Origin of the sequence: Rhizobium sp. NFR07, assembly GCF_900111905.1 — a bacterium.
Classification (GTDB): Bacteria; Pseudomonadota; Alphaproteobacteria; order Rhizobiales; family Rhizobiaceae; genus Neorhizobium.
This window is the reverse complement of sequence record NZ_FOKM01000023.1, coordinates 20,821-43,951: the sequence shown is the minus strand read 5'-3', so window position 1 is coordinate 43,951 and position 23,131 is coordinate 20,821. Positions and strand designations below refer to the sequence as shown.

The following is a 23,131-nucleotide window of genomic DNA, read 5'->3' as shown; positions in this document are numbered from 1 at the left end:
TGTCATCTGGGAGTTTGTGCAATGCAGGGCGAGAATGCAAGGATGTTTGCGTGGTTAAAAAACGGGCAAGTAGGCCGCTAATACGGTGCCCCATCCTTATGCACGAAACGCCCATCCGCATTGGCGCTTTTCATGTCCACGTCCGAACAGGTGGTCATGTCGTCAGGGTGGCGCGAGCCGATCTCGAGATAGATGGCGACCTCACCGGAGCGGTTGATCATGTGGTGGCCGTTGCCGGTGTTTTTCGGGAAGGCGGCACAGTCGCCGGCGCGCAGCAGCGTTTCGCCCTCGTTCTCGACAAGCACGAGCTGGCCTTCGAGGATATAGACGAACTCGTCCTCATGGGAGTGCCAGTGGCGCTGGCTGGACCAGTTGCCGGGTGGAAGGCGTGTGAGGTTGATGCCGAAATCGGCAAGCCCGCCGGCATTGCCGAGCCGCTGCCGCAGGCGATCGGCACAGGCGGCGGCGAAGGGCGGCGGATAGCCGGAGCCCTGTTCGGTCGGAACAGTGGCAAGATCGATCTTCGGCATGGCGGGCTCCCGGCTGATAATCTGCCTCCGTCATATAGCGGTCGTCGGGCTGAAATCGAACGTTGTCACGGCGGCCTGTACAACCCATGTCGTCATGGTAAGTCTGCGATGGTTTCGTCGCATGGCATGGCGGGAGGATTCGCTTGATGTCGCAAATGTCCGCAGGGGTGACAGAACCCTTCGAACTTTCGCTTTCCGGCCAGCTCAAGATGATGATGAGCGCCTTCTGGTCCTCGCCGGTGCGCCGGCAGCTGGTGATGCTGTCGATCGCACTTCTCATCATCATCATCATGACGACCTATGCGACCTACAAGCTGAACGAATGGAACGGACCGTTCTACGATGCGCTGGAACGGCGCGACATGCCGGAATTCCTGCGCCAGCTTGGCGTCTTCGCGATAATTGCGTTATCTCTGACGCTGCTCAACGTGATCCAGACATGGCTGAACCAGATCACGGCGCTGAAGATGCGCGAGGGGCTGGCGCGGGATCTCGCAAACGTCTGGCTGACGCCCGGCCGGGCGCTGAAACTCGGTGGAGCCGGCGTTATCGCCAACAATCCCGACCAGCGGCTGCATGAAGACACCCGCATCCTGGCGGAAAACACGACGGCGCTTTCCATCGGTCTCGTCAACTCGACCATCCTGCTCGGCAGCTTCATCGGCGTGCTCTGGGCAATCTCGACCGATTTCGGCTTCCATATCGGTGGCCATTACCTGGTCATTCCGGGCTACATGCTGTGGGCGACGATCCTTTATGCGCTGACCGGTTCGGTGCTCAGCAATGTCGTCGGCAGCAGGCTGGCGCGGCTGAATGCCGACCGCTACGCCAAGGAGGCGGATTTGCGCGCCGCGCTTGTGCGCGCCAACGAGAACCTGAAGCCGATCACGCTGGCGCGCGGCGAACCGAACGAGCTCGTCCGCGTGCAGGGCGCGATCGACGGTGTGCTCGACATGCTGCGCAAGCTCGCCTGGGCGCTGACGAACCTCACCTGGGTCTCCTCCGGATTCGGCTGGCTGGCGCTGGTGGCGCCGATAATCATCGCCTCGCCGATGTATTTTTCCGGCGAACTGACCTTCGGCGGGCTGATGATGGCCGTCGGCGCCTTCAACCAGGTCAATACGGCGCTGCGCTGGTATGTGCAGAATTTCAGCGTCATTGCCGACTGGAGGGCAACGCTCGCGCGTGTCTCCTTCTTCCGCAATGCGCTTCTGATGACCGATACGCCGGCGAAGGAAGGCGATGTCATTGCCTATGCCCTCGGGAACAAGGACGAGGGGCTGCGCATCCACGCCGTCGAGGTCTATGGCGAGCCGGACGAGGGGGCTGCGGGCCATGGCATCAGGCTCAAGGAAGACGTCTGCATGGTCATGCCCGGCGAGAAGGTGATGATCAACGGTGACCCCGGCACTGATCGGCACCTGTTCTTCCAGGCGATCGCCGGCATCTGGCCCTGGGGCAAGGGCGAGATCAGCCTGCCGCAGGCCGAGCGGATGATCCTGATGCCGCAGGAAGGCTATCTGCCGACCGCGACGCTGCGCGAGGTGATGACCTATCCCGCCACCGGCCCGGCGAGCATGCCGCAGGTGACGGACGAGGCACTGCAGCAGGCGCTCACGGCCGTCGGGCTCGACCGCTATGTCGACCGGCTGGACGACATGGAGCGCTGGGACCGGCTGCTCGACAAGGAGGAAGAGGCGGCACTGCAGGTGGCGAACGCCGTGTTGCGCAAGCCCGACTGGCTGATCATGGATGACGTGCTGGAAGGGCTGGAGCAGGAAACGCGCGAGCGGCTGATGGAGGTGCTTTCCGGGCTTGAAGGCTCGACGCTCGTCTATATCGGCCGGTCGGAGGAATTTGCCAAGACATTCCAGCCGACGACGTTCCATCTGGCGCCGTTGCATCCGAACGGGGCGGGGAACCATCGCACGGCTGGGAGGGACGGCGACAGGAACGAGATCGCCGGCGGCGATAACAGCAAGGACAGCGGTACAACACCATGAACAGCCATTCGCCTTCGGCAAGGACCGGACGCTGCGTCGTCTGTGGCCGGATCTTTCCTTTTTCCAAGCTGCACAAGGCAGGCAGCCTCAGGCCGCGTCTCTACGAGATGATCGCCGAGGAGGTAAAGGAATGCAGTCCTGAAAGCCTGATCTGCGACGAGGATCTGGCGCGCTTCCGGCGACGCTACGTGGAGAACCTGCTGGAAGAGGAGCGCGGTGAACTCTCCGATCTCGACCGGCATGTGCTCGACAGTTTCGAGAAGGGCACGCTGACGGTACAGTCGAGCGCCGAGAGCGTCATGGACCGCAAGTCGAGTTTCGGCGAGCGGGTGGCCGACAAGGTGGCGTCCTTCGGCGGTTCCTGGACCTTCATCCTCTCCTTCGTCGCCATTCTGGTGATCTGGATGGTGGTGAATGCCATCGGGCTGATGGCGCAGCCCTTCGATCCGTACCCCTTCATCCTCCTCAACCTCGTGCTTTCCTGCCTTGCCGCATTGCAGGCGCCGGTTATCATGATGAGCCAGAAGCGGCAGGAGGAGAAGGACCGGTTGCGCGCCGAGAACGACTACATGATCAATCTCAGGGCCGAACTCGAAATCCGCCAGCTGCACGAAAAGATCGACCACCAGATGGCCAAGCAATGGGAACGTCTGGCGGAACTACAGCAGATCCAGATCGAGTTGCTTGAGAAGAGGGACGATCCGCGCAAGGGGTGAAGACATTTCGCTTCATCGAGACTGTAAAGCGATCTGCAAGACTTGACGCCATGACCAAATATTGCATGCCTGCGCATATTGATTTTTTTGTTTTCAGCAGGAATTGCAGAGGGGATTTGCATGGCAGACGCCAGAACCATCGTTCAGCCGAAACTGAACTCCACGATACATAAGGATGGCAAGGGCATCACCTATCATGCCAAGACGATAAGCAGATCACGGCAGGTCATCGGCGCCGTACTCGTCATCCCGCTCGTGATCGTCGGGTTGATTTCGCTCTTCCTGACGATGGCTTCCGGCTATTTCTTCCTGGTCACGCTCGTCTGCGCCGGGCTGCTCACGGTGGTGTACCGCTGGGGCAACGAACCCAAGGTCGTCCCGATCGAGATCGATGCGGACACCATTACGTTCGGCGGAAAGACCTATCTGCTTGAACATGTGACGAGCATCGGCTGCGAAGCCTCCGGCGGCTTCGTCACCGCCGGCAACAATTTGGAGAGCCTGGGCATGACCGCCGCTCATTTTCTGAGCGGGGCCGTCTACATCCAGTATGGCGAGGAAACGATCCCGATGGTCACCGGCCTCAAGCCGAACAGGGTCCAGCTTGTCTATTCGGACATCATCGACGCGTTGAAGAAGGTCGGCCACGACTACAGCCGGTCTCTCTGACCGGCGACGCGGACAAGAGAGCAGGTGTCGGAGAGATCATGCTGGAGGTCGGCTTCACAGCTGGCAGGATACGAGATCCGGATCGGAGCGACTGGAGCGGCAAGGCAGCGCGTCCGCTTTTCTGGTCCGCATGGTATCCGACGGATGATGCTGGAGGCGCTCCATCGCTCTTCGAGAATGCCAGTCAAAGCATTTTTATTCCAGACGTTTCCATCAATAATGCGGTTCCAGCAAGTGGAATGCCTGCCTTTCCTGTTCTCCTGTTCTCCTGTTGTCTCACGGAACGGGTGGGACCGCAGCCAGCCTTGCATGGCTGGCTCGAGGTTTGGCGCGGCGGGGTTTTTTCGTAATTGGCGTCGACCATCATGGGAATACGGGATCGGAGCCCTACAGACCGGAGGGGTTCCTTTGTTGGTGGGAAAGGGCTCGCGATCTCACGGTAATACTCGATTATCACGCGAGCGGCCCATTTGCCGGACGACTCGATCTTGACCGGGTTTTCGTGAGCGGCTTTTCCCTCGGGGGCCATACGGCCGTTTCCCTGCTCGGTGGGATCACGCAGGTGGCGCCGTTCCTTGAATGGTCCAAGGGGCGAGGATGGGGTGATGGCCCGCGCGAATTCCCGCATCTTGGTGCGCAAGTCGAACCGCTGCTTGAAAGCAGCCCGGTGTTCCGCGCCTCCTGGGAGAGGCAAGCGACTTCATTCAAGGACAAACGGATCAAAGGCGCATTCCTGTGCGCACCGGCCTCGCCCGTGCGTGGCTTCAGCGTTGAAAGCCTGAAGAAGATTATAGAACCGATCGGTATTGCAGCCGTTGCATCAGATCTCGAGGCGCCCTCGGACTTATGTGCCGAATGGCTGCATCGACATCTCGCAAATAGCACATTGGACCTGTTGAGCGCCGATGCAGGCCACTACAGTTTCCTGTGCGAATGCAGTCCGTGGGGGAAGGCGAGCGAGCCGGATATCTGTGTCGATCCTCCCGGCATCAGTCGGTCGGCGATCCATAACCGAGCGATCGCACTCGCCCTTTCGACATTCTCGCAGTAGCTTTTCCCCGGACCCATCAGCAAACGCAGCTTCACATGAAGCCTTCGGAGAAGCGCGATTATCCGGAAGGGGTGAGGCGGAGTCGCCGGCTTCTCATCGGCGACTGGCCCTAGGCATGTCGGCCAATGCGGGGGAGAAGCTGGCGACGGCCTTGGCCAGTTCGGCAAACCGTTTTCTCGCCCTTGCCAAAGTGACGGCGTCGGCTATCGGCAGGTCTATCACGGGCTTCAGGGCGCGCACGACGCGCCTTGCGGCGTGCCGCATTTCGCGCGTGGCACCTTCGCTGGCGGCGATCTCGGACGCCAGCGTATACATTCGTCTATAGCTTGCCGTTTCGGCAACTGCCCTTATCCACGTCATATGGAGCTCAGTCATAGAGCTATAAACGCTCAACTCCGGCAAAAAGTCAGTTCAGATCCGATGATGGAGTCAATCTCATTTTAACCAAAGCTTAGGCGTGAATTACTGGTTTCTTATTAAACCGGTCGCGCAGCCTCCTGCTCTACGCGTTGGCCGTCTGTGGCCCGATAACCGCGCTGACTTCAGTGATCTTGTTGGCTGGAAAGCCGCCGCGTTCGGCGTGTTCGCGGATGACGTCGGCGCTCGGTGCCTCGTGGACGCAGTAAATCTTGTCGCCTGCGACATAGCTGGTGATCCAGGTATAGGGCACGTCAAGGCCGGCGACGACCTCGTTCGACTTGGCCGAAATCTCGCAGAGATCGTTTTTGGTGAGATTGCTCGCGCCGGGGATATCCCGTTCGATGATGAAGGTCGGCATGTCTTCCTCCTCCTCAGGAAGCGTATATGAGGCGCTTCTGATGGATGGAAGTCAACAGGCGCTTAGGGTGAGCGCCCGTGCGCGCTATCGCCACATGCCGCGCATCCTTGCCGTCACGTCGATCCGCACCTGCTGGCGGTGGCGGCGCTCCTCGTCGGACATCGGGGCGACGACCGGCCAGGCGGCGGTTTCGAAGAATTGCAGCAGCGTCGCCGGGATGAAGCGGGTGCGGGCGGCATAGACGTGCCGGTCGCCCTGGGAATGCTGGCCGTGGACGAAGAAGCGCTGAGGGGTCATGACATGGAGGTGGTCTTTGGCGCGGGTCATCGCAACATAGAGCAGCCGACGCTCCTCCTCGATCTCGGCGGTCGAGCCGACGCCGAGATCGGACGGAATGCAGCCGTCGACGCAGTTCAGGAGGAAGACCGAGCGCCATTCCTGGCCCTTGGCCGAGTGGATGGTCGAGAGGATGAGATAGTCCTCGTCGAGCAGCGGCACGCCGGCCTGGTCGCTCGTCGCATCCGGCGGATCGAGCGTCAGTTCGGTGAGGAAGCGTTCGCGTGAGGCATAACCCGAGGCGATCTGTTCGAGCTGCAGCAGGTCGGCCTTGCGGGTCTCGGCATCCTCGTGGACGCGTTCGAGATGAGGCTGGTACCATTCGCGGGCGGTGCCGATCTCCGCCGGCCAGCCTTCGTTCTTGCGGATCGCGGTCAGCATCTCGACGAAGGCGGGCCAGTCGGCGCCGGAGCGCGGCGGGGCCGGGATTTCCTGCAGGGCCGCCAGCGGCTCGGGATCGGAGGCCATGGCATCCAAAATCTTGCCGGCGGTCTGCGGGCCGATACCGGGGATGAGCTGCATCAGACGGAAGCCGGCGACACGGTCGCGCGGGTTCTGGGCGAAACGCAGGGCCGCCAGCATGTCCTTCACATGGGCGCTGTCGAGGAATTTCAGGCCGCCGAACTTGACGAAGGGAATGTTGCGGCGGGTGAGTTCCACTTCCAGCGGGCCGGAATGGTGCGAGGCGCGGAACAGAACGGCTTGGCTTTTCAGCGTCATGCCGGTCTCGCGGTTTTCCAGCACCTTCTCGACGATGTAATTGGCCTGCTCGGCCTCGTCCTTGACGGCGACGAGGCGCGGGCGCTCTTCCGACTGGCGGTCGGTCCAGAGGTTCTTGGTGAAGCGCTCGCGGGCAAGCTCGATCACGCCGTTGGCAGCGGCAAGGATCGTGCTGGTCGAGCGATAGTTGCGGTCGAGCGTGACGATATTGGCCGGCGGATCGAAGGTATTCGGAAAATCGAGGATGTTGCGTATCGTCGCGGCGCGGAAGGAATAGATCGACTGCGCGTCGTCTCCGACTACGGTGAGGCCGCGGCCGCCGGGCTTCATGCCCATCAGGATGGAGGACTGCAGGCGGTTCGTATCCTGGTATTCGTCGACCATGACGTGATCGAAGCGGGCGCCGACATCTTCCGCGATCGACGGCTCGCTCATCATCTGCGCCCAGTAGAGCAGAAGGTCGTCGTAGTCGAGCACGTTCTGGGTCTGCTTGGCCTCGACATAGGAAGCGAAGAGTTCGCGCAGCTGCGGCTCCCAGGCCTGGCACCAGGGGAACCAGGTCTTCAGCACCTCGTCGAGCGGGGTCTCGGAATTGACGGCGCGGGAATAGATGGCGAGGCAGGTGCCCTTGGTCGGGAACCGGCTTTCCATCTTGGAGAAGCCGAGCTCGTGGCGGACGAGGTTCATCAGGTCGGCGGAATCTTCGCGGTCGTGGATGGTGAAATCCGGGTCTAGGCCGATCTGATAGGCATACATTCTCAGAAGTCGCGAGCCAATGCCGTGGAAGGTGCCGGCCCAGGCGAGCGCATCGGTCATGATCGAGGCATTGGCACCGAGCACCTGCTTGCAGATTCGCTCGACGCGGCGGCCCATTTCGGAGGCTGCGCGGCGGGAAAAGGTCATCAGCAGAATGCGGCGCGGATCGGCGCCCGAGACGATCAGATGGGCAACGCGATGGGCAAGCGTGTTGGTCTTGCCGGAACCGGCACCGGCGATGACCAGCAGCGGCCCGGCGGGGCCGCCATTCGGCACTTCGGAGCCATGCTCCACCGCGCGACGCTGGGCATCATTGAGTTTTTCCAGATAGGCGACCGACATTCCGCTTCCGACGTTCCCGATGTGTTCGATCAGCAATAGCTGATTCGTTCGGGAACAGGGACATGGAGCATCACGCCCGGCTGCGGCCCGCCAATTCCGCCTGCATTTGCTCAGCCCTTGCGGTCAGATCTTCCATCGGATTGCGGGCGGCCATGACGAAGCTGTGTGTTGGGCTCGACCAGTAGATGAGGTTGAGGCCGCCGCGGCGTTCGCGGGTGATCGGTTTTGCGCCGGAGGATGCGGCGACGATGCAGAGCGCGACGGGGCCGTGGGCCGGGTCGAGATAGAGGATCTGGCCGAGTGGCTTGCCGTCATATTCCAGGATCTGGGCCCGGCGCATCTGCAGGTCGCCGAGGTTCATGGCGGCGGGATCGAGCGGCAGGCCGAGGCGCTGGCCGGCGAATTTAAGCTGAGCCTCGCGCTCGGCGGTGCTGGATGGGGCATGGGTGAGTGAATCCGCCGTATAGAGCGCCAGATATTCGGCCACTTCCTGGCGGAGTGCTGCATCCTCGTCTTCGAAAAGCGAGGAGCGAAGCGCGAGGAAGGCGCGGTCTGCGACGACGCCTGCGGCAAGACAGCCGATGGCGGCCGCGATCAAGCCGCGTCGACCGATGCGCGGTGAAGCAAGGTGAGCTTCCGCGGCCGGCCTGGCTTTTGGCGCGGATAGGTCCGCCAGCATGGCTTCCAGCTTTTTCCGCGGTGCCTCGTCAAGCATCGGCGCGAAGGCTTCGGCATAGGCGAGGTTGCCGTGGCTGAGGAAACGCAGCCGGTTCGCGGCGGCGCCATCGCCTGCCATCGTCGCTTCGAGAGAGGCGCGATCGGCGGCTGCCAGTTCTCCGTCGAGATAGGCGGTCAGCATTTCGTCGGTCGGTTTGACGCTCATTTCGCCTTCTCCCGGGTTGGGAGGGCGGGAGATTTGGGCGCTGTGACCTCGGCGATGCGGGCACGGGCGGCGGCCAGCCGGCTCATGACGGTGCCGATCGGGATCTGCAGGACCTCGGCCACTTCCCGGTAGGACAGGCCCTCGACATAGCAGAGGAATACCGCCGAACGCTGCGCCTCGGGCAGGGCATGGACGTGGTTCATCACCTGGATGGCGAGGATATGGGTCTCGGTGTCGGCGGCGCCGTCGAACGTCAGCACCTCGGCCGCCTCGACGAAACCCTGACCCTGGCGCACGCGGCGTGAGCGCACCTCGTTCAGCCAGATCGAATGGAGGATGGAGAAGAGCCAGTGATCGAGCCGGGTGCCGGAGGCGAATTGCGCCGCCCGCTCCAGCGCCCTGAGGCAGGTCGCCTGGACGAGATCATCGGCCGTGTCGCGGTGATGCGACAGCGTCAGGCCGTAGCGCCAAAGCCGCGCGACGTGCTCGCTCAAGCCGGTCCTGATTTCCTGTTCACTGGCGATTGCCGCCTCCATGATGCTGGCGTCCTGCCGCCCAGTTTATCACCGCTTAACGCCGTTCGGCGAGCCGCGTCCAGAGCGATGAGAAAAGATGAGTAAAAAAATCGAATATTTCTCAAAGTCCGGTGTTTACCCCGTTGTCGACCGCCGGAGAGTGGCCGATCATGGCTCGCCGGTCTCGGTCGGAGCCTTTTCCAAATCATTCGCGGAGGCGATTTTGAAAACTTCTTCCATCTTCCTGGCTGGCGCTGCGCCTGTCTTGTCGGTTCTGGCCGTTCTCGGTCTTTCCACGCCCGCATCGGCCCAGGTGGCCGACAGCCTCACCATCTATAACGCGCAGCACGAAGGGCTGACCAAGGAGTGGGTGGACGCGTTCACCGAAGAGACCGGCATCGTGGTGACGATCCGCAACGGTTCCGACATGGAAATTGCCAACCAGATCGTCCAGGAAGGCGCCAATTCGCCTGCCGACTTGTTCCTGACCGAAAATTCGCCGGCCATGGCGCTGGTGGACGGCAAGGGCCTGTTCGAGCCGCTCGACAAGGCGACGCTGGATGAGGTACCGGAACAGTTCCGCCCGGCCAATGGCCACTGGACCGGCATTGCCGCCCGCTCGACCGTGTTTGCCTATGACAAGACGAAGCTGACGGAAGACAAACTGCCGAAGTCGATGATGGATCTCGCCAAGCCGGAATGGAAGGGCCGCTGGGCCGCTTCTCCGTCGGGCGCCGATTTCCAGGCGATCGTCGGTGCGCTGCTGCAGCTGAAGGGCGAAGAAGAGACCGCCGCGTGGCTGAAGGGCATGAAGGAAAACTTCACCGCAATCCGCGGCAACTCCACCGCGATGAAGGCCGTCAATGCCGGCCAGATCGAAGGCGCGGTCATCTATCATTACTATTATTTCGGCGATCAGGCGAAGACCGGCGAGAACAGCAAGAACGTCTCGCTGCACTACTTCAAGAACCAGGATCCGGGCGCCTTCGTGTCGATCTCGGGCGGCGGTATTCTGGCGTCCTCGAAGCACAAGGAACAGGCGCAGGCCTTCCTGAAGTGGGTTGCCGGCAAGGGCGGCCAGAAGATCCTGCGTGACGGCACGTCGTTCGAATATGCGGTCGGCAAGGATGAGGCCTCCAACAAGGCGCTGGTGCCGCTCGCCGACCTGCAGGCACCGAAGGTCGAGCCGACCGAGCTCAACAATGCCAAGGTCACCGACATGCTGACCGCCGCCGGCATCCTTTAAACCGGCACGCAATTCCAGTTGCACGGAGACATCGCAGGGCGTACCTGCGATGTCTCGTCTGTCTTGAAGCGTGTCGCGCTCCTTACGGGGTCGCTCCGCACGCCTCAAGTCTTTGCATGATCGCATGTCGTTGCCGCAAAACCGCTGGGCACTTTTGCGCGACATGCTCTAGGTATTCCATGACGTCATTCGTAGACAACAGACCCATGCTCGTGTCGCGACCCTGGTTTCTGGCGGGCACGCGGGGGACCTATCTGATCGCCATCGTGATCGCGCTTTTCGCGCTGATGCCGCTCGGCTTCGTCTTCTGGGCGACGGCTGTGACGGGATGGGAGACGGCGTCACAGCTCATCTTCCGGCCGCGGGTCGGCGAGCTGATGGGCAACACGCTGCTGCTCGTGATCGTTACCGTGCCGGTCACCATGATCCTCGCGACAGTGCTTGCCTGGCTGACGGAACGCAGCGATCTGCCGTTCGCGCGGTTCTGGTCGGTGCTCTGCGTCGCGCCGCTCGCCATTCCGGCCTTCGTGCATTCCTATGCCTGGATCGGCCTCTGGCCGGGCTTCCACGGGTTGCCCGCGGGGATCGCCATCTCCGTGACCGCCTATTTCCCGTTTCTCTACCTGCCGATCTCGGCGGCTCTGCGGCTTCTCGATCCGGCGCTCGAAGATCAGGCGGCGTCGCTCGGGCTTTCCGATGCGGCGGTCTTCCGTCGTGTCGTGCTGCCGCAGCTGCGCCTCTCGATCCTCGGCGGCGGTCTTCTGGTGGGCCTGCATCTGCTTGCCGAATACGGGCTCTATGCGATGATCCGCTTCGACACCTTTACCACCGCGATCGTCGACCAGTTCCAGTCGACCTATAACGGCGTTGCCGCCAACATGCTGGCGCTGGTGCTGGTTCTCTGCTGCCTCGTGCTTCTGGCGGTCGACGCGGGCTTGAGGGGCAGGCGGCGTTATGCCCGCATCGGTCCGGGCGTTGCACGGCAGGTACGCAGGACCTCACTCGGCGCATGGCGCTATCCTTGCCTTCTCCTGCCCATCGCGGCCGTCTTCTTCGCGCTCGGCGTTCCGGCGCTCACCTTGTCGCGCTGGCTGGTGGCCGGGGGCGCGGCGATCTGGCGGATGGACGAGATCGGGCTGGCGCTCGGCCAGACGCTGGTCATCTGCCTTGTCGGCGGGCTTGCGACGACGGCTGCGGCACTGCCGATCGCCTGGCTTTCCGTCCGTCGTCCGAGCCGCCGCAGCCGGGTGATCGAGGGCTGCTATTATCTGGCGAGCTCGATGCCGGGTGTCGTCGTGGCGCTGGCGCTGGTGACGATCACGGTGCGGGTGGCGCTGCCGCTTTACCAGACCGTGGCGACCATCGTCATCGCCTACATGATCATGTTCCTGCCGCGGGCGCTCATCAGCCTGCGTGCCAGCATTGCCCAGGTGCCGGCCGAGCTGGAACAGGCGGCGGCGAGTCTAGGCCGCTCGCCTGCACGGGCGCTGTGGGCAACGACGGTGCGGCTGGCCGCGCCCGGCGCTGCCGCCGGCGTGGCGCTTTCCTCCCTCGGCATCATGAACGAACTGACCGCGACGCAGATGCTGGCGCCGAACGGCACGCGCACGCTTGCCATGGCGTTCTGGGCGCTGACCAGCGAGATCGACTATGCCGGTGCCGCACCCTATGCGCTGCTGATGATTTTGTTTTCCCTGCCGATGACGGCGCTCCTCCATCACCAATCGAAGAAGATCGCCGGCCGATGAGTTTTGTCGAAATTCGTGCATTGCGGAAACAGTTCGGGCCGGTGACGGCGCTCGACGGGATCGATCTCGATATCGCGGGCGGCAGCCGCACCGTCGTTGTCGGCCCATCCGGTTGCGGCAAGACCACGCTGCTGCGTCTCATCGCAGGTTTCGAGGCTGCGGATGCCGGGCGGATTGCGATCGATGGCGAGCCCGTTGTTGACGGTGCCGCAGCGGTGCCGGCGCACAAGCGCAATATCGGCATCGTGGCGCAGGACGGATGCCTGTTTCCGCATCTTTCCGTCGCCGGCAACATCACCTTCGGCATGACGGAGGATGCCGCCATCAGGCAGGCGAGGGCGGGGGAACTGATGGAGATGGTCGGGCTCGATCGCTCGATGCTGACGCGCCGACCGGACGAACTTTCCGGCGGCCAGCAGCAGCGCGTGGCGCTTGCCCGTGCGCTTGCCCGCAAGCCGCGGTTGATGCTGCTCGACGAGCCGTTCTCGGCGCTCGACACCGGCCTTCGTGCGACAACGCGCAAGGCCGTCGGCGATGTGCTGCGGGCGGAAGGGATCGCGACCCTGCTCGTCACGCACGACCAGGCCGAGGCGCTGGCCTTTGCCGACCAGGTGGCGGTGATGCGCGCGGGCAGGCTGATGCAGTTCGGCCCGCCGCGCGAGGTCTACGGTCGGCCGGTCGATCCGGCCACCGCGGCATTTCTCGGCGAGGCGATCATCCTGCCGGCGACGATCGGCGACGGCCATGCGGATTGCGCTCTCGGCCGTCTGCCGGCAGATGTCGCCAATGGTTTTGCCGGCCAGGCGACTATCATGCTGCGGCCGGAGCAGATCGGCCTCGTCGAGGGCGAAGGCGGCGTGAGGGCGAAGGTGGCCGAGGCGGGGTTCCGCGGATCGGCTTCGGAGCTGCGTATCGTCCTGTGCGACGACCAGGGGATAACACTGACGATCGAGGTGCCGAGTTCGAGGGATTTACCGATCGGTGAAGAGATCGGCCTTCAGGTTTCGGGCAAGGCGCACGTCTTCGCCTGATTTTGTTCCAGCGCTTGGAACCGGGAACATTCGCAAGACGTTATCCGGCCATCCAACCTGAAGGACAAAATCCATGCTGAAATGGGCCCTGATTTTCCTCGTTATTTCCCTGATTTCCGGTTTCCTCGGCTTTTCCGGGATTTCCGCCGCGACGGCCGGGATCGCAAAGATTCTCTTCTTCATCGCGCTGGTGATCTTCCTGGTCTTCCTCGTGCTGGCCCTGATGGCTGGCAGCGCGATCATGTAGGCCACGAGAGATCCCGAACGGCTTTCGAGATGACGAAGCCGCCCGTGATGGGCGGCTTTTTCGTTGGAGAGGCCGAGTTACCGCCCGGGATGTTTCTGGGCGAAGACGAGAAGCTGCCAGACGACCGGCCCGAGCAGGGTATGCTCGTGGTGATGGCTCGGAATGGCGGCGCCCTTGTCGACGACGATCTCGTCGCCGCAGGTGCGACAGCGGTAGATGCCGGCATTCTTGACCACCTGACCGGGCTTCCATTCCTGATCGAAGGCCCAGGACTTCACCTCGACGAGGTGGGGTGGGTATTTATACTGTGCCATGTGTCGCGCACCTGCTGCCCGGCCCCCATGCTTACAGGGGCGACCTCGATGGTCGGGGATACTAGCCGGAACATATGACCAAACGGTAATTCACACGTTGCCTCCTCACCCGCCGGCCATGTCATATTTATCCCCGAAAGGTTGCATGAGGAGCGGCGTTTTTAACCCATGGTAAAAGTTGTAGCGCTAGAATGTTCGCGTTCTTGGGAGTGGGGAACGTCATTGCAGCATATGCGACCATCGGCTTTTCGATGGGTCGGGCCGCCTTGCCTTCACGCTTCGTCCTTCACGCGTCATGGGTTTGCGATGAAAAACATTTCGATCACCGGCAAGTTCTTCGTGCTGCTTGCGTCCTTCGGCCTGTTCACCCTGGCACTCGCCTATTATGCGGGCAGCCAGATCCTCAGGGTCGACGCGCATTATTATCACCTCGTGACGGCGGAAGGCGAAGCCTCGACCTCGCTGTCGCGGGCGAGCCAGACGTTCCAGACCATCCGCGGCGCCGTCGGCGATATCCTGCTGACGTCGAACAAGGAGCAGGAGAAGAAGGCAGTCGAGGAGTTGGCTTCGGCCCGCCAGTCCTTCATTGGTTATGTCGATCGGGCTGCCGCGGCACTTCCAGGCGACGGCGCGATGGCCGAGCTGAAGGCGCAGGCCGTCAATGTGCTCGACCAATCCTGCGGCAGCGCGGTGACGCTCGGCACGAAGGCGCTCACCTATCTCGACATGAAGAGCGCGATGGACGTGTTCTTCCGCGAATGCCAGCCGCAGTTCCAGGTCATGTCCAAGGCGCTGAACGACAAGGTCGACCAGCTGACCAAGGGCGCCAGCGACAGCAGCGCCGAGCTGACCGCCGATTCCCGCACCATCTACTGGGCGACGATCGGCGGCGTCGTGATCGCCCTGCTGGTTATCTCCTCGGTCAGCTTTGTCGCCATCAGGGCATGGCTGGTGCGTCCGATCCAGGCGCTGGGTGATGCGATGGGACGACTTTCGGGAGGCGATCTTTCCGCAGAGATTCCCGATGCCGCACGCCGCGACGAGATCGGCGGCATGGCGCGGGCGGTGCAGGTGTTCAAGGAGAACGGATTGCGCACCCGGGCGCTCGAAGCGGATGCGGAGGCGCAACGCAACGAGAGCGAGGAACAGCAGCAGAAAAATGCCAATCAGGAGCGCGAGCGCGCAGCGGCCATGGCCGAGGCGACGCAAGGGTTGGCCGAAGGGCTGAAGCATCTGTCGGCGGGCGACCTCAGCTTCCGCCTGACCAAAAACTTCGCCCATGATTTCGAAGGGCTGCGGGCGGATTTCAATCGTACCGTCGACCAGCTGCGCGAGACGATGGCTGCTGTTGCGAGCGCCACCGGTTCGATCGACAGCGGCGCCCGCGAGGTGAGCCACAGCGCCGACGACCTGTCGAAGCGCACAGAGCAGCAGGCAGCCTCGCTGGAAGAGACGGCGGCCGCGCTGGACGAGATAACAGCCAATGTCTCCAACGCATCGAAGCGCGCCGACGAGGCGCGCGGCGTGGCGATCCAGGCCAATGACAGCGCCCGCCAGTCCGGCGCCGTGGTGGCCGATGCGGTTGCCGCCATGGGCCATATCGAACAGTCGTCCGGCCAGATCTCCAACATTATCGGGGTGATCGACGACATCGCCTTCCAGACCAATCTCCTGGCTCTCAATGCCGGCGTCGAAGCGGCGCGGGCAGGGGAGGCGGGCAAGGGCTTTGCCGTCGTTGCCCAGGAGGTGCGTGAACTCGCCCAGCGCTCGGCAACCGCCGCAAAGGAGATCAAGGACCTGATCCGCAATTCGTCCGCGGAAGTCGACAATGGCGTGAAGCTGGTGAGTGCCACCGGCACTGCGCTGAAGACGATCGAAGCCTATATCGTGACGATCAACCAGCATATGGACGCCATCGCCACCTCGGCACGAGAACAGTCTACGGGTCTGGCGGAGGTCAACAATGCCGTCAACCAGATGGACCACGTGACCCAGCAGAACGCCGCAATGGTGGAAGAAGCCAATGCTGCCGGTGCGACGCTCGCCAACGAGGCGGGACGCCTGAGGGAGCTCGTATCGCGCTTCGAACTCGGCGCTGAGGGTGAGGCTGCGCAGACGCAACGGGGCGGCTTCCAGGGTGGCACGCCGGCAGGAGCCGGGCAAGCGCGAGGTGAAGCGCACCGATCCGCATCCCCACCGCTCTCCGCGACCGCCCAGTCGCTGAAAGCCGACCTGCGCCGCATGGCCTCGGTCAAGGCTGCCGGCGAGAATTCCCTGCCCAAGACTTCACCGGCCCGCGGCATGGTCGACAGGCTTGCAGATGCGTTCGGGACGAAGACGGCTGCAGCAGTCGGCGGCGGCTCTCGCGGCGCTGATGATTGGGACGAATTCTGACGGCGGAGTGGCTCTTCCGAGCGGCCGACATTCACCCTGAAACCAACAAGCCCGGCTGCATCGCAAGCCGGGCTTTTGTTTGGGTAAGTCATTGCCGGAAAAAGCAAAAGCCCCGTAAGGGGCTCTTGTCTTATCCTCCGAGGAGGAAGGATGGTGGGCGTGACAGGGATTGAACCTGTGACCCCTACGATGTCAACGTAGTGCTCTCCCGCTGAGCTACACGCCCATCCGATGTCGGCGCATAGACCATAGAGCGGTCGGGCCGTCAACCGGTTTTTTTATGAAGTGCGAAGCTTTTTTGACAGCCCCGCATTTCAAAGGTTTTCGCGGTTGTGGATGACCGCGTGGCGCGTCCCGAAATCGGAATTTTCCGTCTTCGGGCGGGCCGGAATCAGATCGTGTAATGCCGGATCAGGCGGCGGCGAGAAGCTTATTCACTTCGTCGACGAGGTCGCGCAGGTGGAAGGGCTTCGACAGGACCTTCGCGTCCTTCGGTGCCTTCGAGTCGGAATTCAGCGCGACTGCGGCGAAACCGGTGATGAACATGACCTTCAGATCGGGGTCGAGTTCGGTCGCGCGGCGGGCGAGCTCGATGCCGTCCATTTCCGGCATGACGATGTCGGTCAGCAGAAGCGAGAAGGGCTCTTCGCGCAGCCGATCATAGGCGCTTGCGCCGTTATCGAAGGAATCGACCTTGTATCCGGCCTTTTCCAGTGCCTTCACCAGAAAACGGCGCATATCGTTGTCGTCTTCGGCGAGAAGGATTTTCTGTATCATCTTCGGGATCGCTATCCGTGCATGCCAGGGGTTGTGTCAGCCTTCAACGATGCCAGCACACGGTAAATTTCCGTTTAACCGGCAGGGATCGGCGTTTGGTGGGGTATAGATAATATATGGACTTGCCGTCAGGCAACTGGCAACATACCCACAGGACTTGTTCGTGACATGGTAAAGGCAGGATGGATCACGCCGCGGGAGACTTTGAACGGTTGGAAGACGGACAGCAGTTCGAAGTCAGGGAGCCTGTAGCGCAGACCATACCTTTCGTCTTCAACTCTCCCCATAGCGGCCGGCACTATCCGGCGGATCTCATCGCTAATAGCAATCTCGATTCGCTCTCTATCCGACGCTCCGCCGACCATTATGTCGACGAGCTTTTCGCCGATGCTCCCGAACTCGGTGCGCCGCTTCTCGCCGCTCATTTTCCGCGCGCCTATCTCGATGTGAACCGCGAGCCTTACGAACTCGATCCTCGCATGTTCGACGGACCGCTGCCCCCTTACGTGAATATCGGCTCGATGCGGGTCGCCGGCGGTCTCGGAACGATCCCGCGCATCGTCGCGGAGAATATGGAGATCTACCGCAAGCGGCTGTCGGTGGAGGAGGGGCTGGCTCGTATCGAGGCAATCTACAAGCCTTATCATACCTGCCTGCGCCGACTGATCGCGCGCACCCATGCCCGTTTCGGGCTTGCGATCCTGATCGACTGCCATTCGATGCCCGGCAATATACGGCTGTCCGGCTCCGAACTGCGGCCGGACTTCATCATCGGCGACCGCTACGGCACCAGTGCCTCGGCCGAACTGTCGCGCGCGGCGCTGGATTTTCTCGACGGGATGGGTTTTTCGGCGGTGCGCAACAAGCCTTATGCGGGCGGTTTCATCACCGAGCATTACGGTCGCCCCGTGCGCGGGCTGCATGCGCTGCAGATCGAGATCAACCGCGCGCTCTATGTCGATGAGACAACGCTCGAAAAGAAGCGGGAGTTTCCGGTAATCGCCGCAGCACTCTCCACCTTCATGCGCCAGATGGCCGAATATGTCGGTGATTTCTCCGGCGGCATGAGCGCGCTCGCGGCCGAATAGTCTTTCATTTCCGTTGGTTGGAAGGATGTCCCACGGAGCCTGCTCGGCCCGTGGAGAGGCGATGGCTACTTGCGCGATGGGCTTGCCGGCGGAATCGCGGGCAAAAAAAAACCGCGCTGTTCGCGCGGCTAAGTCTAGGGAGGAAACACCCAAGGAGGGTATTTACAGTCAAAGACTGTATGAAGAAATTACGACGAGCCATGCACAAATGTCAAGCACATTTTTACGGTGATTAAATTTGCGTCATTTTTGTGCGTTGTGATTAAGGTCTTGGCACAGGTTGCGCCAAAGGCGGTTTTCACGGGCTTCGGGACAGCCTATGAAGGCGGCGTCCCTTTCTTCTTGCGATTTTCAGGAGCCTGCCGATGTTGCCAGACCGTGATTTTTTCTACGCGCTTGCCGATGCAGCCAAGGGCGAGACGCTGCCGCGCTTCCGAACCGGCATTTCGGTGGTCAACAAGCTGGCGGGCGGCTTTGATCCGGTGACCGAAGGGGATCGTGCGGCCGAGACGGCGATCCGGGCGCTGATTGAAGAGCGCTTTCCCGAGCATGGTATCCTCGGCGAGGAACACGGCAATGTCGGTCTCGACCGTGAGCATGTCTGGGTGATCGATCCGATCGACGGGACGCGCGCCTTCATTTCCGGGCTGCCGGTCTGGGGCACGCTGATCGGGTTGCGATCCAATGGTCATGCATCGATGGGTCTGGTCGACCAGCCGTTTATCGGCGAGCGCTATTTCGCCGACGGCCAGCAGTCCTGGTATTCGGGGCCGGGCGGCGAGCGGCAGATTTCGGTGCGTGACTGCGGATCGCTGAAGGATGCGATCCTGTTCACCACCTCGCCGCATATCTTTACCGGCAGGGATCTCGAGCTTTACCGATCGGTGGAGGAGAAGGTGCGGCTGTTCCGTTATGGCTGCGATTGCTACGCCTATGCGCTGCTGGCATCGGGCAATATCGACCTCGTCGTCGAAAACAGCCTGCAGCCCTATGATGTCGGAGCGCTGATCCCGCTGATCGAGCAGGCCGGCGGTGTGATCACCACCTGGGACGGTGGGCGGCCAGAAAATGGCGGCAACATCATCGCGGCCGGATCGAAGGCCGTGCATGAAGAGGCGATGGCGCTGCTCGCCAAACGCTGATCCCGATTTGATACGTTAGGTAGTGGAGACCTGTTCAGGTCTCCGTTTCCGACAGGTTGAGGCCGCCGTCGAGGCCGGGCATGAAGGCCTCGATCGCCGCCATGGCCTGAGCGCGGTAGATATCCTTTTCCTGGAACAGTTCGTGGCGGCCGCCGGTGACGGTGATGAGCTGGCCGGCGCGAAAATTGCGCGACAGGTTTTCCTGCAGGCGGTAGGGCACGATGCCGTCGAGAACCGGCGCCAGGATGAGCGTCGGGATGGTGATTTCCGTCAGATGCGTCTGGGACGACACGCGGGTTGCGGCCTTCAGCGTTTCGTGGATCCAGCGGGCCGTCGGGGCTCCGACGGTGATATCCCGAAATGTCTTATAGAGGCCTATATTGCGATCGAACCGGCGGCGATCTCCGGTCAGGCCATTGCCTTCGAAAGGGATCATGCGCTTGTCGCCCCCCATCTGAATGCCGCCGAAACCGGTCCAGGACATCAGGCGGGTCAGCGGCCGCACGGCTTTCTCGGGCAAGGGCTGGCCGTGGAAGCCGATATAGGGGGCGCAGAGCGCCATGCGGCTGATGCGGTTCGACAGGCGCGGCGCCGCCGACAGCGCAATCAGCGCGCCGGTGGAATGGGCAACGAGGAAGAAGGGAAGGCGGGCATCGGGCAGGACAATCTGTTCGAGGAAGATTTCGAGATCCCGCTCGTAATCGGCAAATCGGCGCACATGGCCCTTGTTCGGGTTCTTCGTCAGGCGATCGGAGCCGCCCTGGCCGCGCAGGTCATAGGTCGCGACCCAAAGACCCATGGCGTTCAGATCGCGGATCGTCTCGAAATATTTCTCGATGAACTCGTTGCGGCCCTGCATGAGCACGACGGTGCCCCGCGCCGGCACGACGGCCGAACGGAACAGGGCATAGCGGATCTTTGTGCCGCGATGGCCGGTGAAATAGCCGGCGGTGACATCGTCGGGTGCCGGATTGTCGGGCGTGGAACGGAGAATGCTGTCGGTGGTCTGGGACGCGTCGGTCATGTCGGCAGGCTTAGACTTGGGCAGGTTTTCGTCAAGGGAAATTTCGTTTCAGGCGTCATGACTTAGCTGTCACGGGTCGGCGTCGAACCGGGCACGAGCTTCCGCCACCGCGGCGCCGTGATGCACGGTCCAGTCAGCCAGTGCCCTGAACGGCGCTTCCAGGGTGCGGCCGAGCGAGGTGATCTCGTATTGGACGGAGACCGGGGAGGTGGGCAGTACGGTTCTCGTCAGGATGCCGTCCCGCTCCAGCCGTCTCAGGCATTGGGTGAGCGCCTTCTGGGTGACGCCGTCGAGGGCGCGGCGCAACTGGTTGAAGCGCAGCGGGCCGTCGCAGAGCGCGCCGAGCACGAGGATCGACCATTTGCTGGCGATCTCGTCGAGCAGGAGCCGGTCCGACGCCAGCCGCGTGCCGGCCGGCTGTTGCGGAGGGGAGGTGCGATCAGCTTTTCGGGTCGTCAGACGGTCGCTCATGGGCAGTTTACTTCCGTATACCTTGTAGCATTCAGGTGCGTAATTGACGCTAGGTATACAATTTATACCATTGCGGCAACTCATGAAAGGAGTTCCGCAACCATGACCTATTCAGACTACAGGACGATCAAGATCACCACGGAGGGTGGGGCCGCCTGGCTTACCCTCGACCATCCGCCGCTCAACATTCTCGATGCCGAACTGATGCTGGAGCTCGACGATTTTGCCGCCAAGGTTGCGAAGGACGAGACAATCGACGTCATCGTCTTCCAGAGCGCTGATCCGGATTTCTTTATCGTCCATGGCGACATGAATTTCGCCATCGCGCCGGAGGCCTTTCTGGCGCTCCAGCTTGGCGAGCCGGGGACCGAGCATCTGAACCCCATGATGCGCCTGCATGAACGGATCCGTGCCCTTCCGCAGGTGACGATCGGCAAGCTTGCCGGGCTGGCGCGGGGCGGCGGAGCGGAACTGTTCTCGGCGCTCGACATGCGGTTCGCCGCCAAGGGCAAAGCGGGGCTCGGGCAGATGGAGGCGCTGGTCGGGATCATTCCGGGCGCCGGCGGCACCGCCTATCTGCCGCAGCTTGTCGGGCGGGCAAGGGCGCTGGAGATCATTACCGGTGCGCGGATGGTCGATGCCGATCTGGCGGAGCATTATGGATGGATCAACAGGGCCCTGCCGGCGGAAGAACTGGATGGTTTCGTTGATGACCTGGCGCGTGACATTGCCAGCCGGGCACCCGGCATGGTGCGGGCCGCAAAGCGGGCCGTGAATGCGGCAGTGCCCAGTCTCGACGTGGCACTGGACGCCAATAACCGGCTGCTCGGCGAGACTTTTGGTGTGCCGAGGGCGGTGGAGCTTGCCCGGGCCGCGCTCGCTGCGGGTGCGCAGACGCGTGAGGGTGAACGTCGGCTGGAGGTGCTTCTGGCCGCGCTCTAAGGATCGCCCGGGGGAAATTGGGGATCACCACGTCCATCCGCTCCGCCGGCGGATGGACAAATAGAATGTAACTGTATAACGCTCTTTCTGTAATGTTATTACATATAGGAGTGGATATGTCCCATTTGTTGCGGGCCGCGGGGTTGTCGGCCATGCTTTTGGCGTCCGGTGCGCCGTTGATGTCGATTGCCCATGCGGAAGAGGAGAATGCGGAAACTTGGCGCCTGTTCGTCGCCGATCACAGCCTGCCGGTGGTGCGTGCCATCGACATGGCGTCGGGCAAGGAAATCGGCCGCTTCGACCTTGAGGGTTATGCAGCCCTTTCACTGAGCGAGAGCGGCGAGACGGTGTTTGCGGTGCAGGGCGACGAGAACATCATTCATGCCATCTCGACCGGTATCGCACTGTCGGACCATGGCGAGCATCGCGATATCGAGATCAACGAACCGAAGCTGCTTTCGACGGTTATCAGGGGGCAGAAGCCGGGGCATGTGGTGACCCATGATGATCAGGTCGCCGTATTTTATGATCGCGAACAGAAATTCGATCTCGTCAGCGAGGACGCGCTGGCGGGCGGCAATGCGCAACTGAAGGCTTTCGATACGATCGCTGCGCATCACGGCGTGGCCGTGCCCGTCCGCAATCATTTCCTCGTATCGATGCCGAATATCGAGGCGCCGGTGAAGGAAGGCGAATTGCCGCCGCGGCGCGGATTGCGCGTCGTTAATGACGAGGGCAGCCAGGTGGGTGAGGTCGCGGCCTGCACCGGCCTGCACGGGGAGGCGACATCCGCACGCCTCGTCGGCTTCGGTTGCGAGGAGGGCGTGCTGATCGCCCGTCCGGGCGGGATGGACGGCCCGAAGCTCGAGATGCTGCGCTATGGCGACACGCTGCCCAAGGGTAAAGTCTCGACGCTGCTCGGGGGCAAGTCGATGCAGTTCTTCCTCGGCAACTACGGTGAGGACAAGGTCGTGCTGATCGATCCGGACAGCGCCGACGAGCCCTATCGCCTGATCGAACTGCCGACGCGCCGGGTAGATTTCGCGCTCGATCCGGCCGAGCCACGCAATGCCTATGTTCTGACCGAGGATGGCAAGCTGCATCTCATCGATGTGGTGAAGGGCGAGATCGTCAAGTCGGAAACGGTGACGGAGCCCTATAGCAAGGACGGCCATTGGCGCGATCCGCGCCCGCGGATCGCGGTCGCAGACGGCAAGCTTGCCATCACCGATCCGCGCAACGGCCTGATCCGTGTCGTTGATGGCAGCAGCCTGAAGGAAGAGCGGACGATCGCTGTCGCGGGCCAGCCGTTCGCGCTGGTCGCCGCCGGCGGCTCCGGCGCGGTGCACTAAAAAGCCGTTAGAGCAGAAACACCCGGGCGAGGCGATCGCCCGGGTGTTCCTCGCTT

24 protein-coding genes and 1 tRNA gene are annotated in these 23,131 nt (G+C 62.3%); 14 read left to right on the top strand and 11 right to left on the bottom strand.

Annotated elements, in window-relative coordinates; all coding sequences use genetic code 11:
• Positions 1 to 77 precede the first annotated feature (77 nt).
• Positions 78 to 530: a cupin domain-containing protein gene (locus BM216_RS30945; protein ID WP_093003874.1), complete on the bottom strand. Its 453-nt coding sequence runs from the start codon at positions 528 to 530 to the stop codon at positions 78 to 80.
• A gap of 146 nt (positions 531 to 676) precedes the next feature.
• On the opposite strand from BM216_RS30945, the gene BM216_RS30940 reads away from it, so the two are divergent.
• The 5 genes from BM216_RS30940 (at position 677) to BM216_RS34910 (ending at position 4,969) form a co-directional block, all read left to right on the top strand.
• Positions 677 to 2,533 carry an ABC transporter ATP-binding protein/permease gene (locus BM216_RS30940; protein WP_093003872.1) on the top strand — a complete coding sequence of 619 codons (1,857 nt, stop codon included), beginning with the start codon at positions 677 to 679 and terminating at the stop codon, positions 2,531 to 2,533.
• Entirely contained in the window at positions 2,530 to 3,249 is a 720-nt protein-coding gene (locus tag BM216_RS30935; RefSeq protein ID WP_093003870.1) for a DUF1003 domain-containing protein, read from the top strand. Before BM216_RS30940 ends, BM216_RS30935 begins: the two co-directional genes overlap by 4 nt.
• 120 nt (positions 3,250 to 3,369) lie before the next feature.
• Positions 3,370 to 3,918: a hypothetical protein gene (locus BM216_RS30930; RefSeq protein WP_093003868.1), complete on the top strand. Its 549-nt coding sequence runs from the start codon at positions 3,370 to 3,372 to the stop codon at positions 3,916 to 3,918.
• 38 nt (positions 3,919 to 3,956) lie between these two features.
• Positions 3,957 to 4,268 carry a hypothetical protein gene (locus tag BM216_RS33845; protein WP_143102926.1) on the top strand — a complete coding sequence of 104 codons (312 nt, stop codon included), beginning with the start codon at positions 3,957 to 3,959 and terminating at the stop codon, positions 4,266 to 4,268.
• 212 nt (positions 4,269 to 4,480) lie between these two features.
• On the top strand, positions 4,481 to 4,969 hold the full coding sequence (locus BM216_RS34910) for an alpha/beta hydrolase (protein WP_244530423.1): 489 nt from the start codon (positions 4,481 to 4,483) through the stop codon (positions 4,967 to 4,969).
• 93 nt (positions 4,970 to 5,062) lie between these two features.
• Here BM216_RS34910 and BM216_RS30920 read toward each other — a convergent pair whose 3' ends face one another.
• The 5 genes from BM216_RS30920 to BM216_RS30900 all read right to left on the bottom strand — a co-directional run bounded on the left by BM216_RS30920 (position 5,063) and on the right by BM216_RS30900 (position 9,320).
• Positions 5,063 to 5,329: a hypothetical protein gene (locus tag BM216_RS30920; protein WP_143102924.1), complete on the bottom strand. Its 267-nt coding sequence runs from the start codon at positions 5,327 to 5,329 to the stop codon at positions 5,063 to 5,065.
• A 142-nt stretch (positions 5,330 to 5,471) separates the two neighbouring features.
• On the bottom strand, positions 5,472 to 5,747 hold the full coding sequence (locus BM216_RS30915) for a DUF4242 domain-containing protein (protein WP_093003862.1): 276 nt from the start codon (positions 5,745 to 5,747) through the stop codon (positions 5,472 to 5,474).
• A gap of 84 nt (positions 5,748 to 5,831) precedes the next feature.
• A complete protein-coding gene (locus BM216_RS30910) occupies positions 5,832 to 7,901 on the bottom strand; it encodes an ATP-dependent helicase (protein ID WP_093003926.1) in 2,070 nt (689 codons plus the stop codon).
• A gap of 70 nt (positions 7,902 to 7,971) precedes the next feature.
• The gene (locus BM216_RS30905) at positions 7,972 to 8,784 is read right to left on the bottom strand and encodes an anti-sigma factor family protein (RefSeq protein ID WP_093003860.1); all 813 of its coding nucleotides are present in this window, start codon (positions 8,782 to 8,784) and stop codon (positions 7,972 to 7,974) included.
• Positions 8,781 to 9,320, bottom strand: a complete 540-nt coding sequence (locus tag BM216_RS30900; protein ID WP_093003858.1) for an RNA polymerase sigma factor — start codon at positions 9,318 to 9,320, stop codon at positions 8,781 to 8,783. Before BM216_RS30900 ends, BM216_RS30905 begins: the two co-directional genes overlap by 4 nt.
• 202 nt (positions 9,321 to 9,522) lie before the next feature.
• Between BM216_RS30900 and BM216_RS30895 the strand changes: the two genes are divergently transcribed.
• From BM216_RS30895 to BM216_RS30880, 4 genes are all read left to right on the top strand, one after another.
• Positions 9,523 to 10,545, top strand: a complete 1,023-nt coding sequence (locus tag BM216_RS30895; RefSeq protein ID WP_244530422.1) for an iron ABC transporter substrate-binding protein — start codon at positions 9,523 to 9,525, stop codon at positions 10,543 to 10,545.
• Positions 10,546 to 10,751: 206 nt separating this feature from the next.
• On the top strand, positions 10,752 to 12,293 hold the full coding sequence (locus BM216_RS30890) for an ABC transporter permease (RefSeq protein ID WP_244530424.1): 1,542 nt from the start codon (positions 10,752 to 10,754) through the stop codon (positions 12,291 to 12,293).
• Entirely contained in the window at positions 12,290 to 13,324 is a 1,035-nt protein-coding gene (locus BM216_RS30885; protein WP_093003851.1) for an ABC transporter ATP-binding protein, read from the top strand. The genes BM216_RS30890 and BM216_RS30885 overlap by 4 nt, the downstream gene beginning before the upstream one ends.
• Positions 13,325 to 13,397: 73 nt before the next feature.
• The gene (locus BM216_RS30880; RefSeq protein ID WP_093003849.1) at positions 13,398 to 13,571 is read left to right on the top strand and encodes a DUF1328 domain-containing protein; all 174 of its coding nucleotides are present in this window, start codon (positions 13,398 to 13,400) and stop codon (positions 13,569 to 13,571) included.
• 77 nt (positions 13,572 to 13,648) lie between these two features.
• Here BM216_RS30880 and BM216_RS30875 read toward each other — a convergent pair whose 3' ends face one another.
• Positions 13,649 to 13,885, bottom strand: a complete 237-nt coding sequence (locus tag BM216_RS30875) for a hypothetical protein (RefSeq protein ID WP_093003847.1) — start codon at positions 13,883 to 13,885, stop codon at positions 13,649 to 13,651.
• Positions 13,886 to 14,191: 306 nt separating this feature from the next.
• Between BM216_RS30875 and BM216_RS30870 the strand changes: the two genes are divergently transcribed.
• On the top strand, positions 14,192 to 16,279 hold the full coding sequence (locus BM216_RS30870; RefSeq protein ID WP_177231000.1) for a methyl-accepting chemotaxis protein: 2,088 nt from the start codon (positions 14,192 to 14,194) through the stop codon (positions 16,277 to 16,279).
• 151 nt (positions 16,280 to 16,430) lie between these two features.
• Here the strand turns inward: BM216_RS30870 and BM216_RS30865 are convergent.
• Both BM216_RS30865 and cpdR1 read right to left on the bottom strand, forming a co-directional pair.
• Positions 16,431 to 16,505: transfer RNA gene (locus tag BM216_RS30865), tRNA-Val, on the bottom strand.
• Between the two features lie 185 nt (positions 16,506 to 16,690).
• Positions 16,691 to 17,056, bottom strand: a complete 366-nt coding sequence (cpdR1, locus tag BM216_RS30860; RefSeq protein WP_093003843.1) for a response regulator CpdR1 — start codon at positions 17,054 to 17,056, stop codon at positions 16,691 to 16,693.
• A gap of 212 nt (positions 17,057 to 17,268) precedes the next feature.
• Between cpdR1 and BM216_RS30855 the strand changes: the two genes are divergently transcribed.
• Both BM216_RS30855 and hisN read left to right on the top strand, forming a co-directional pair.
• Positions 17,269 to 18,144: an N-formylglutamate amidohydrolase gene (locus BM216_RS30855; RefSeq protein ID WP_244530421.1), complete on the top strand. Its 876-nt coding sequence runs from the start codon at positions 17,269 to 17,271 to the stop codon at positions 18,142 to 18,144.
• Positions 18,145 to 18,509: 365 nt separating this feature from the next.
• On the top strand, positions 18,510 to 19,286 hold the full coding sequence (gene hisN, locus BM216_RS30850) for a histidinol-phosphatase (protein WP_093003839.1): 777 nt from the start codon (positions 18,510 to 18,512) through the stop codon (positions 19,284 to 19,286).
• Between the two features lie 34 nt (positions 19,287 to 19,320).
• Here the strand turns inward: hisN and BM216_RS30845 are convergent, their stop codons facing one another.
• Both BM216_RS30845 and BM216_RS30840 read right to left on the bottom strand, forming a co-directional pair.
• Entirely contained in the window at positions 19,321 to 20,310 is a 990-nt protein-coding gene (locus BM216_RS30845; RefSeq protein WP_093003837.1) for an alpha/beta fold hydrolase, read from the bottom strand.
• A gap of 69 nt (positions 20,311 to 20,379) precedes the next feature.
• Positions 20,380 to 20,781 carry a winged helix-turn-helix transcriptional regulator gene (locus BM216_RS30840; protein ID WP_093003835.1) on the bottom strand — a complete coding sequence of 134 codons (402 nt, stop codon included), beginning with the start codon at positions 20,779 to 20,781 and terminating at the stop codon, positions 20,380 to 20,382.
• A gap of 102 nt (positions 20,782 to 20,883) precedes the next feature.
• On the opposite strand from BM216_RS30840, the gene BM216_RS30835 reads away from it, so the two are divergent.
• Together BM216_RS30835 and BM216_RS30830 are read left to right on the top strand one after the other, a co-directional pair.
• Positions 20,884 to 21,723, top strand: a complete 840-nt coding sequence (locus BM216_RS30835; RefSeq protein WP_093003833.1) for an enoyl-CoA hydratase/isomerase family protein — start codon at positions 20,884 to 20,886, stop codon at positions 21,721 to 21,723.
• 152 nt (positions 21,724 to 21,875) lie between these two features.
• On the top strand, positions 21,876 to 23,075 hold the full coding sequence (locus BM216_RS30830) for a metallochaperone AztD (RefSeq protein WP_093003831.1): 1,200 nt from the start codon (positions 21,876 to 21,878) through the stop codon (positions 23,073 to 23,075).
• The last annotated feature ends 56 nt before the right edge of the window (positions 23,076 to 23,131 follow it).

What these genes read in the sequence shown, in the direction of transcription:
- BM216_RS30945 (WP_093003874.1), bottom strand. Translation starts at nt 530, where the DNA reads ATGCCGAAGATCGATCTTGCCACTGTTCCGACCGAACAGGGCTCCGGC.
- BM216_RS30940 (WP_093003872.1), top strand. Translation starts at nt 677, where the DNA reads ATGTCGCAAATGTCCGCAGGGGTGACAGAACCCTTCGAACTTTCGCTT.
- BM216_RS30935 (WP_093003870.1), top strand. Translation starts at nt 2,530, where the DNA reads ATGAACAGCCATTCGCCTTCGGCAAGGACCGGACGCTGCGTCGTCTGT.
- BM216_RS30930 (WP_093003868.1), top strand. Translation starts at nt 3,370, where the DNA reads ATGGCAGACGCCAGAACCATCGTTCAGCCGAAACTGAACTCCACGATA.
- BM216_RS33845 (WP_143102926.1), top strand. Translation starts at nt 3,957, where the DNA reads ATGCTGGAGGTCGGCTTCACAGCTGGCAGGATACGAGATCCGGATCGG.
- BM216_RS30920 (WP_143102924.1), bottom strand. Translation starts at nt 5,329, where the DNA reads ATGACGTGGATAAGGGCAGTTGCCGAAACGGCAAGCTATAGACGAATG.
- BM216_RS30915 (WP_093003862.1), bottom strand. Translation starts at nt 5,747, where the DNA reads ATGCCGACCTTCATCATCGAACGGGATATCCCCGGCGCGAGCAATCTC.
- BM216_RS30910 (WP_093003926.1), bottom strand. Translation starts at nt 7,901, where the DNA reads ATGTCGGTCGCCTATCTGGAAAAACTCAATGATGCCCAGCGTCGCGCG.
- BM216_RS30905 (WP_093003860.1), bottom strand. Translation starts at nt 8,784, where the DNA reads ATGAGCGTCAAACCGACCGACGAAATGCTGACCGCCTATCTCGACGGA.
- BM216_RS30900 (WP_093003858.1), bottom strand. Translation starts at nt 9,320, where the DNA reads ATGGAGGCGGCAATCGCCAGTGAACAGGAAATCAGGACCGGCTTGAGC.
- BM216_RS30890 (WP_244530424.1), top strand. Translation starts at nt 10,752, where the DNA reads ATGCTCGTGTCGCGACCCTGGTTTCTGGCGGGCACGCGGGGGACCTAT.
- BM216_RS30885 (WP_093003851.1), top strand. Translation starts at nt 12,290, where the DNA reads ATGAGTTTTGTCGAAATTCGTGCATTGCGGAAACAGTTCGGGCCGGTG.
- BM216_RS30880 (WP_093003849.1), top strand. Translation starts at nt 13,398, where the DNA reads ATGCTGAAATGGGCCCTGATTTTCCTCGTTATTTCCCTGATTTCCGGT.
- BM216_RS30875 (WP_093003847.1), bottom strand. Translation starts at nt 13,885, where the DNA reads ATGGCACAGTATAAATACCCACCCCACCTCGTCGAGGTGAAGTCCTGG.
- BM216_RS30870 (WP_177231000.1), top strand. Translation starts at nt 14,192, where the DNA reads ATGAAAAACATTTCGATCACCGGCAAGTTCTTCGTGCTGCTTGCGTCC.
- cpdR1 (WP_093003843.1), bottom strand. Translation starts at nt 17,056, where the DNA reads ATGATACAGAAAATCCTTCTCGCCGAAGACGACAACGATATGCGCCGT.
- hisN (WP_093003839.1), top strand. Translation starts at nt 18,510, where the DNA reads ATGTTGCCAGACCGTGATTTTTTCTACGCGCTTGCCGATGCAGCCAAG.
- BM216_RS30845 (WP_093003837.1), bottom strand. Translation starts at nt 20,310, where the DNA reads ATGACCGACGCGTCCCAGACCACCGACAGCATTCTCCGTTCCACGCCC.
- BM216_RS30840 (WP_093003835.1), bottom strand. Translation starts at nt 20,781, where the DNA reads ATGAGCGACCGTCTGACGACCCGAAAAGCTGATCGCACCTCCCCTCCG.
- BM216_RS30835 (WP_093003833.1), top strand. Translation starts at nt 20,884, where the DNA reads ATGACCTATTCAGACTACAGGACGATCAAGATCACCACGGAGGGTGGG.
- BM216_RS30830 (WP_093003831.1), top strand. Translation starts at nt 21,876, where the DNA reads ATGCTTTTGGCGTCCGGTGCGCCGTTGATGTCGATTGCCCATGCGGAA.